This window comes from Patiriisocius sp. 208BN25-11 (assembly GCF_058147145.1).
The window spans coordinates 1-7,988 of the sequence record NZ_JBYVJY010000025.1; the positions used below are offsets into that span (position 1 = coordinate 1).

Genomic DNA, 7,988 nt, shown 5'->3' on the forward strand with positions numbered 1-7,988 from the left:
GATATTTTGGAGAGCGTTTGTTCGATAGAATAGTAATAGCAGGCATTACAGGATTATGATAAATTACGGACAATCAATTAAAATTTGATGTAATTTTATGTTGCAGAATATCTAGTATAAACTTTACCCAAGTTTTACACTCCTCAAGATTATTTTGAAGTACGTCACTTTCAATCCCAAGCGTACGTTATAACAAGCCCTTTTTTATTTAGATGCGTCACTTCGATCCCACAGCGCGCTAATTGTTATCCCCACATTACAGTGTTTATACTGTACACCATTTTGTGTACTAATTTATAAAATAACAATTAACTATATCCTATGGGAAAAATTACGCTTCCTTCCGTATTGAAAAATGTATTCGTGTCTAAATCAATTAAGTCACGATTTCTTTTGTCATTTTTATTAAGTGTTTTGGTCATGTCTTTCAGTTTTTCACAAACTGAAATATGTGGTAATGGTTTAGATGATGATGGAGATGGCTTGATAGATGGTTGCGACTCAGATTGTGGGTCGCTTATTTTTCAAGAAAGTTTTGAAAATGCTACAAATGCAGGCTTATTAGGCCCTAACTGCTTGAACTTTGAAATTGGAGATATAGAGACCTGGCTTATAGGCAATGTGGCTGATTTTGCAACTGACAATACCCAAGGAATTGCCGGTAATTGGACTACAAATGGTCGTGTATGGTATGTAAACAATACAAACCCATGTGTTGCTTTGGGTAATCCAGGACCTCCCGTTGCCGTAAATTTGCCAGATGGTAATGTGGTTTTGTATTTAAATGAAACCCCTTCGGGATCATACGTTGAGTTTACATTTCCAGCAAATACTTTTAATAACACAGACAAATACTTTTTCTCTGTAGACGTTTTTAATGATGGTGAACTTGGAGATACGGGATTGCAATTGGATATAACGAGTACTGTTGGTGGTGTGTTGCAGTCTTCACAATTAATATATGATGAGGCAACCGCTAGTGATGGTCTTATAGATTTGCTTCAAACTGAAATTTGTGGAGATGCTGGAGCTATTACCATACGTTTAACAGAATTAACCGTAAATGGAGCTACTGCTTCACCTGTAATAGATAATGTTCAGATTTTTCAAGGAAATTGTGTTTTTGATCCAGGAACCAATGGAGCTACTTGTTTTGAAACAACAGATCCAACAGCAGACTTATTTAATTTCTTAGGCGGTAGCCCAGATACAGGAGGGACATGGTCGCCTGCACTAGCAAGTAGTACTGGGGTTTTTGATCCTGCTGTAGACGCCGCAGGAACCTATACGTATAGCGGTAGCTTATGTGGCGGTGGTACTGCAGATGTTGTCGTTACCATAGGGGGATGTGTAACGATAACTCCTTGTCCAGCAGCTACAACTTGTTCAGATACAACAATTACTACTGCACAAATAGCCCCAAGTACAGGAGCAGTTGCAGATGTATATGCAGTATCTGGAACACCTTTAACTATTAACAGTCTTTCTGTAGGAGGTGGATATACAGATGCAGGTGCAGGATATCGTTTTGGAACTCCGGCAGCAACTACAGATAGAGACTACACATTAACTTTTTCAAATCAAGTGACTCAAGTCAATTTAGAGTTAGGGTTTATAAATAATAATACAAACTTAGATCCAGCAGGTGATGATGGTGAAGAAGAGTTTGTCGTTACAGGCACAAATTCTGTAGGGACAGTTACCATAGGTTATACTGATAATGCCTCTGGGACGTCAATTACAACTTCAAATTGTGATAGCGGTCAAGCTACAATAGCAGCTCCTTTGAATGTAGACTCTTTTGGGCCGCAATCAGGAGGAACTATTTCTATTGAGTCTACAGATCCATTCACCGAAATCAATGTAACGTTTGATTACATATCTGGGGCAAATCCTTTCGGGGTCATATTGGAAAATGTGTGTTACACAGAGTTTGTAGCACCAGACCCATGCGATGCTACAGCTTCAGGAAATCCAGATGCAGACGGCGATAACGTCTCAGATCTTTGTGACCTAGACGATGATAATGATGGTATTCCAGACACTGTTGAAGATCAGTGTACTTCGGCTGGTGTAGGAACTCTTGATTGGGACCAAGATTTTGGAACTCCTACAGGATCAAATAGGCCTGACCTACAACCAAACTCTTTGGGTAATCCAACGAACCCGAGAACAGATTTTTTAACCTCAGACGTTATTGATGGAAGAACACTTACGGTTTCTCTTTTAGATCCTAATGGCGATATTAATGAGATAAGTATTATTGATGGTTTTGGATTTGGACGAATTTTAGAAATAGAGCATGGTACCGGACAAGTAGGGCAGAGTACTACTACCTTTACCTTTTCAGAAGCAGTGCAAGATCTTACATTTAGTATGCAAGATATCGATCGTCAAACAGGAAATTTTATAGATTTATTACGTATTGATGCTAAAAGAATAGATGGCTCCATAATTTCTATCCCTGCTGCAGTAGGTACTGGTGAAATTATAGCATCGCAAGGGGCTAACATGATGTATAATGGGGGTAATACTTTTGAGGGTATATCAGATTCTCCAACGGGTGATACTGGGGGAATTTTAAATTTAAATTTTGATGAGCCAGTAGTAAGTATAGATTTTTATTATGAAAACATTGACAACACCAGAGGCACTTCACAACGTATCGGTATAGCAGATCTTAGTTATACACTAGTTTGTGATGCAGACGAAGATGGTGATGGTATTCCTAATAGTTTAGAGGTAGATAGTGATAATGATGGATGTCCAGATGCTGTTGAGGCAGATGGAACTTTTGTGCAGGCAGATCTAACATCCTCAAATAATCTTGCAGATGATGATGAGGGTTCTGTAAACCCAACTACAGGTGTTCCTATTGTTAGTGGTAGCGAAATTATGCAAGGTATCACGGGTACGGCTGTTTATGATGATTCAGATGCTACAGCTTGTAGTGACAACGACAATGTAGATGCCTCAATAGAGGATGCAGCCCCAGGTGGAGGAGATGGAAACGGTGATGGTATGATGGATAGCGAGCAACCTAATGTCACGTCTATCCCAGATGGGAACGGAGATTATGTTACGCTAGAAATAACAAATAATGGAAATGGTGATTGTGAGCAAGTAACGGCAATGACGCTAGTGCAAGAAACAGATCTCGCTTCGGCAGATGACGATTTTGAGTATCCTTTAGGGCTGATAAGCTTTGCATTAGAATGTGCGGGTGATGGAGAAGGAGCACAAATAAAATATTACTGGTATGGGCTTGATGCCAATCCAGAAGCGTATAGAAAGTTTGGGCCGCCTATACCGGGTGGAGTAGGAGAATATGTAAATGCGAGTGAGCGAGTAAGTGTTACAGAAGCCATTGAAACTGTAAACGGTGAAGACATCTACACCATTACCTATACTCTAATCGACGATGCTCCAGGAGACGATGTATCTGAGCCAGCGGTTGGGATTATTTTAGATCCAACAGGGCCGGCAATAGCTATAAACTTACCAGGGGTAGATTCAGATGGAGATGGTATTGATGATGACGTAGATTTAGACGATGACAATGATGGTATTCTAGACACGGTTGAGTGTCCAGGAATTCCTTCAGGAGCATTAAATAGTCCCGGGTTCCCATCAAATGGTGGAAGTCTAGGAGGCGTAGGTTTCCAATTGCAAGACAATGGGCAGCCTACAGGCGATGGTACTACGGCAACCTTGAACGGAGTTTTTGGAGGGACTGCAAATCTTACCGCTACTTTAGTCAATGTGGCGGGTGGTGCTACTCCAGTTTGGAACAATGGAGTCCAAATATTAGATGACGGTGCGCCAATTGATGATTACTTCTATTTTCAACCAACACAGTTAGGTGATTTTGACACAAGTGATCCTACGGCAAATGATCATATGTTAATCACCCTAGACTTTCTAGCGGGAGTAACAGACTTTGAAATGACCGTGGCGGGATTAAATGGGGGAGATATCTTTGAGTTTGAAGCAAGTTTCCAAGGAAACCCAATTGCCATTACAGCTGCTAACTTTGACAACTTAGATGTTAATGACGGGTCCACTACAGGAACAGTTCTAGTTACTGCAAGTGGAAGTGGCTTGGAAGGAAATGACGGATTTGGAGGGACTAATGTAGACTCCAACAGAGGAAGATTGACCTTGGCAGGGCCTGTGGATACAATAATTATCCGCGCAGGAAAAAATGCGGGCCAAACAGGTACCGTAACCTCTGCAATTACGCTGGTTAATTTTACTTCTATAAATGACAGTGATGGCGATTTAATTCCAGATTGTCTTGATACGGATAGTGATAATGATGGTTGCCCCGATGCCATAGAAGCGGCGGGTACCTTTATGACTGGAGATTTAACCTCTAGCGATAACTTAGCCGATGATGACGAAGGTGCTGTGGATGGTGTGGGAGTGCCTACCAATCCTGGTAGCCCTCAAGCTACTACAGGCGATGTAACTACATTTGGTCCAGATATAGATGGCGATGGAATTGCAGATGCCTGTGACGATACCGATGACAGACCTGATTCAGATATGGACGGTGTCTTTGATGCAGACGATTTAGATGATGATAATGATGGAATTTTAGATACAATTGAATTATGTGGTCCAGATCCTGAAGAGCTTGCTTGGACAGAAGCAACTATCGATGCTATAACTGATCCAAACCCTACTTCTGGGACCATTAACACTACTTTAGATGGAAAATCTGTTAATGTGTCATATAATGTTACTAGCACTGGTGATGGTGGATCAACAACATTTAGAGGAGATGGTTTTAACTATTCTGGAAGTGTCAATGCAGATGCAGGAACCGTAGGTGTTTTAAACGGAAATACACAATTCTCCTTACGACAAGCCAATAATCTCAATGCAACTACAGAAATTGAATTCGATATCAATGCAGGAGATTTTGGTAATTTAAATTTATTTTTAGGCGATTTTGAATTCACTGACTTTGTTGTTTATGTGGAAAATAGTGCAGGAGTAAGGCTTCCAACCTCAGATTGGGAAGTAACGTCATATGAGCAGGATGGCACTACACCTGCAAGTGATCCTAATCCATTTACTATAAATGCTGATAATATATCTTTTACTTCTCTTACTGGATTTAACCCACAAAATGATGATGCTATGCGTGTTCGTTTTGATGCTGCTACTTTGGCAGTTGCAGATAAAATAATTGTTGAAACTATTGTTGTAGATCTTACAGCTCCGGATAATGCGGAGATTATGATGACAACGTCTTGTACTCTATTAGACACAGACAACGACGGTACACCAGATTATTTAGACACAGACAGTGACAACGATGGTTGTAACGACGTTGAAGAATCTGGGGGTAACGACCCAGATGGAGATGGTATTTTAGGTGAAGCACCATATACTTATGATTCAAACGGTCAAGTAACGGGTGCAAACGCAACTGGTGGATATGATGGGGCAAGTGGTGATGAAACCGTTGCAACACAAGTAAATATTCCAGCGGCAGAACCAGCAGATGAAACCGCAAATTTTGGAGATTCAGCGACGTTTACAGTAAATGCTACCGCAGATAGCTCAACAGGATTTACAGCAGGTGTTCCGGATTATGGTACTCCTGGCAATGCAGATGCGGGTATTAACTACCAGTGGTACATAGGTGACCCAGCGACTTCTGGTGTTGCAATTTCTGCAGCAGATACAAATTACAGTGGTGAAACCACAAATGCCTTAACCGTAAATGACCCTACAGGCCTAGATGGTACGGAGTATTTTGTAATCATAACCCACGACGATAATGTGTGTATTTCAGAAACAAGATCGGCAACCTTAACCGTTTTACCAGACCCTTGTACTGACGGTGCAACCGCAGGTGTGGTAACCGCAAACGACCCAGATGCAGATGGTATTAATAATGTATGTGATTTAGATGATGACAATGATGGGATTTTAGATGTTGTTGAAGATGATTTATGTATATCATTCTTGGATTATACAGCACCATTAAATGTAACAAACCCATTTGGCCCTACTTCTGTTGCTACAGATATGTTTGTTGATGGTATAGGGGTTACAATTACTGCGGTAGAAATGAATAACGGGCAATTAGGCGATATTAATGATCCTCAACCTTCACCTGGACTGAGGACATCTCCATCCTCTGGTTTTTTCTCTCAGACAGCTTTCTTTTCACCTAATGATGATGTCACAAGCCCAAAAAGACATGTTGAATTTGAAACCATTCACAATGATGATGCAAATGATTTTATAGATGTTACTGTAGACTTTGACCAACCTTTATATAATGTTTTCTTACATGTTGCGCTTGTAGATAATGTTAGAATACAATTTACAGGTAGTCATACAGAAACAGTATCTAATGGTTCTGGTGATTTTACATTAGATTCAAATAGAGTAATTCTCGACTCAGACCCAACAACTCAAAACACACCGGATAAGGCTATAGGATCCATGGCAATTAATCCATTGGTAGCTGGGCAACCTATTTCACAGATTACCTTTAGAGTTATAGATGATCCGAATTTAATCAATGATCCTAATTTTAATAGTTTCATGAGATTATCCTTTAGCGGTTGTTCGGAGAATAAGGCAGATACAGATAATGATGGTATTATTGATAGTTTAGACACAGACAGTGACAACGATGGTTGTGATGATGTTTTAGAATCTGGTGGTAATGATCCAGATGGAGATGGTATTTTAGGACAGTCACCATATACTTATGATGCAAACGGTCAAGTAACAGGTGCAAACGCAACTGGTGGATATGATGGGGCAAGTGGTGATGAAACCGTTGCAACACAAGTAAATATTCCAGCGGCAGAACCAGCAGACCAGACAGGTACTACGGGTGGTCCAGCGACGTTTACAGTAAATGCTACCGCAGATAGCTCAACAGGATTTACAGCAGGTGTTCCAGATTACGGTACTCCTGGCAATGCAGATGCAGGGATCAATTACCAATGGTATATAGGCGATCCTGCTACTTCAGGCGTAGCGATTTCAGCAGCAGATACTAACTATAGTGGAGAAACCACAAATGCCTTAACCGTAAATGATGTTACAGGTTTAGGTGGAACAGAATATTTTGTAATTATTACGCACGATGATAATGTGTGTATTTCAGAAACAAGATCTGCTACATTAACTATTGCAGAGGCAGATGTAGCAATAGATAAAGTATTGGTGGATAGCAGTCCATACCTAGTAGGAGATACAGTAACCTACACATTAACGGTGAGCAATGCAGGTCCAGATACTGCAACTAATGTGCAGGTAACAGATACTCCAAATAATTTAACCATTACCGGTGTATCAGGTGGTTGTACATCTTTACCTTGTACAATTGCTTCTATTGCATCTGGTACTCCTGCAAACGATGTTACTATTACTGTAACAGCAACCATAAATGGAGAAGGTGACTTTTCTAATGCAGCAAGTGTTACCGCAGATCAGGATGACCCAGATCCATCAAATAATGACGATTTAGATAGCGAGCCTGATAATCAAGGAACGGTACCAAGTGTACCGCCAGTGGCAGTAAATGATACTAGTACGCCAAGTACACCAGGAGACACAGTAGTAGTAAGCGCACCAGGTAATGATAGTGATCCAGATGGTACTTTAGACTTAACCAGTGTAAGTTTAGAAGTTCCAGCAGGAGCGACGATGGTAGTATTGGATCCAGATGGTAGTGGTGATGTACTCGGCTACACGGTACCAGGCGAAGGCGATTGGGAAGTAAACCCTGTAACTGGTGAGATTAGTTTCGCTCCAGCCGCAGGCTTTAATGATGATCCAACGGATCCAGCAATGTATACGATCGATGATAATGATGGTAATCCATCAAATGTGGCTATGGTAACGATAGATTACGTACCAGTAGCTACAGACGATACGAGTGATAACAACGATACTGGAATGCCAGTAGTGGTAGATGTTTTAGGGAATGATGTAGATGGTGATATTGT

At 40.7% G+C, this 7,988-nt stretch carries 1 protein-coding gene; it reads left to right on the forward strand.

Annotation, left to right across the window (positions count from 1 at the left end; all coding sequences use genetic code 11):
* Positions 1 to 363: 363 nt before the first annotated feature.
* Positions 364 to 7,988: hypothetical protein (locus tag ACY2RS_RS15295; RefSeq protein WP_490099539.1), on the forward strand; the 7,625-nt coding region annotated here is incomplete at its 3' end.